The following is a 2,565-nucleotide window of genomic DNA, read 5'->3' on the forward strand; positions in this document are numbered from 1 at the left end:
CAGGCGTCACCACCAACGGGGTCGACTTGAACGTCCCCGTCCACGAAGCGGTTGCACCGGGTGCCAGAACATAATCCGTCACCGCACGGGCAGTCACCGTCACCGTCCCCGAACCCGGATACGACCCCGCAGCAACAACCTTCCCCCCGACCAAATACTCAACCCCTGTCGTAGCAGGAACCGTATAGGCGTCGTCCTTCGTGCCGTCCTTATCCGTAAAAACCACAGCAGCAGGCGTCACCACCAACGGGGTCGACTTGAACGTCCCCGTCCACGAAGCGGTTGCACCGGGTGCCAGAACATAATCCGTCACCGCACGGGCAGTCACCGTCACCGTCCCCGAACCCGGATACGACCCCGCAGCAACAACCTTCCCCCCGACCAAATACTCAACCCCTGTCGTAGCAGGAACCGTATAGGCGTCGTCCTTCGTGCCGTCCTTATCCGTAAAGGTAACGGCAGTCGGGGTCACGACCGCGGGCATCATTTCAGGATCGGAGTCCGTCGTCCACTGCCCCCAGCCCAAGACGTTCCTTGCCCGGACGCGCACGGTATAGTCCCCGCTGGGGAGATCAGAAGCTATCACAGCGGTTTCTGACGTTCGGATCCTACGCGTCGTTTCAGGACCCAAGAATTCAGCCTCGTACTCGGTAACTCCGAGAAGGTCTTGATTCACATCCCATGTTGCCCTCAGACCTGAGCCTTCTAGACTCAGATTGGGCCGTTTTCCACGAAGCGGTCGCGTAGCAACTATGACCGTGGCACCAGGTCCCCGGCCTGCACTGATATTGCCGTTCCCGTCCGACAACGAGTCGAACCAGTAGTTGTAGTGCCCCCTTTGATCTACAAGACCGTCGTACTTCTCAAATTTTCTTTTGGTCGTATACAACGCCTCACTGGAAACTTTTGACTCATTCCGCAGCAGGGTGCTGTAAGTCGCTCCTCTAAACGAGGTATGGAGCCTTATTTCGCGGCCGGCGACGAATCCGACACCGGAATCTAATGCCTTTAGCCGGAGTTCCAATTCTGCTGAGTTGTCACTGATATCTAGAATCGAAGAGCTCAGGTCCAAGCCGCTGAGTGTCGGCGGGTCTCTATCTTCGATGGATATCACTTTGAACGACAGACCCACCGGATCTGTAGCGGCATTGACTCCACCACTCTGATCCGAAACGATCGGCCGAACCAGCCAGTCACCACTACCGATTCCCTCGGGAAAGTCCAGAGTGGCTTCGTAGATGCCGTGGTATGCGTCTCCCGAGACAAGAGCCGCGCGCTTCGGCGGAATTGGATCTTCGTGACCACCGCCCTCTGGGTCGAGATACACCGATTGGATGCCAGATCCGAGATCCTCGACTTCCACACGAGCAAGAACACCTGTAACCGGACCATCCACGACGTCGACAATGGACGTCGACATCCATCCACTTAGAATTTCAGGCATGTCATAGTCCTGCGTCACCCCAGATGCGGGCAATGCGGTAGAGACAGCGCCTGCTAATGTCAGAACGACGAGTGCTGAGAGATGCCGAAAAAAAACAAGAGGGTATAGGGGGCGAGTTAGCGTCCTCACGTTATCGCCTCCCGAGTTTGCAAATAGCGTCTCCTCCGATGAGTTGCTAAAGGAGCTGAAAAACCGATAAAGATGCTTTCTGTCGAAGAGTAGTTTAATTGCACTCTATGTCCCCTTTTTTTGGTTGTACCTGTACATGAACGCGGCCATCGCGTCACGGTTCACGGGCTGGAGTGGCCGATATGTTTTGGACCCGTTCGCTTCGGTCCAACCGGTGGAGATACCGGATCCAGCCAGCCAGCCAATTTCGTTCTGGAACTGTGCCCCGGCCGGAACATCAGCGAACTTCGCAGCACCCGTGATCGCAGGCTTGCCCGCAAACCTGTACATGAACGCAGCCATTGCATCCCTATTCACCGGCTGCACCGGACGGAACGTCTTGGTCCCGTTCGACTCAACCCACCCCGTGGAGATACCCTTCGACGCGAGCCACGTGATCTCCTTGTAGAACTGCGTAGAGGGAGTCACATCAGCAAACGGAGACTTAGCAGGTGGCTGGAACGCCGGCGAACCAGCCAGCCGGTACATAAACGCAGCCATCGCATCACGATTCACAGCCTGCAACGGCCGGAACGTCCGGGAACCATTAGCCTCAACCCACCCCGTGGAGATGCCCTGCGCAGCAAGCCAGGAAATCTCGTCATGGAACTGGGCGCCAGCAGCCACATCAGCAAACGACACCGCCGACGTCGCCTTGAACGTCCCCGTCCACGAAGCCGTTGCACCGGGTGCCAGAACATAATCCGTCACCGCACGTGCAGTCACCGTCACCGTCCCCGAACCCGGATACGACCCCGCAGCGACAACCTTCCCACCGACCAAATACTCAACCCCTGTCGTAGCCGGGATTGTGTACGAATCATCGACTGTGCCATCGTTGTCTTCGAACGTCACTGCAGCTGGAATCACTGACTGACGTTCGACAACTGTGAATATTAGTTTGGACAAGTCCGGAGGCGAGGCAACGTACCGAGTATCCGTAGCATTCCCAA

Annotated in this window: 1 protein-coding gene and 1 pseudogene; both read right to left on the reverse strand. The window is 56.9% G+C overall.

What is annotated here, in order from left to right; all coding sequences use genetic code 11:
- Positions 1-1,444: pseudogene (locus tag ABHM97_RS16700) on the reverse strand (hypothetical protein); the annotation flags it as partial.
- Positions 1,445-1,678: 234 nt separating this feature from the next.
- Complete coding sequence (locus tag ABHM97_RS16705) at positions 1,679-2,395, reverse strand: S-layer homology domain-containing protein (protein WP_502921306.1); 717 nt, start codon at positions 2,393-2,395, stop codon at positions 1,679-1,681.
- Positions 2,396-2,565: the final 170 nt, after the last annotated feature.

The sequence above is a fragment of the Paenarthrobacter sp. CAP02 genome, assembly GCF_040137855.1.
GTDB lineage: Bacteria > Actinomycetota > Actinomycetes > Actinomycetales > Micrococcaceae > Arthrobacter.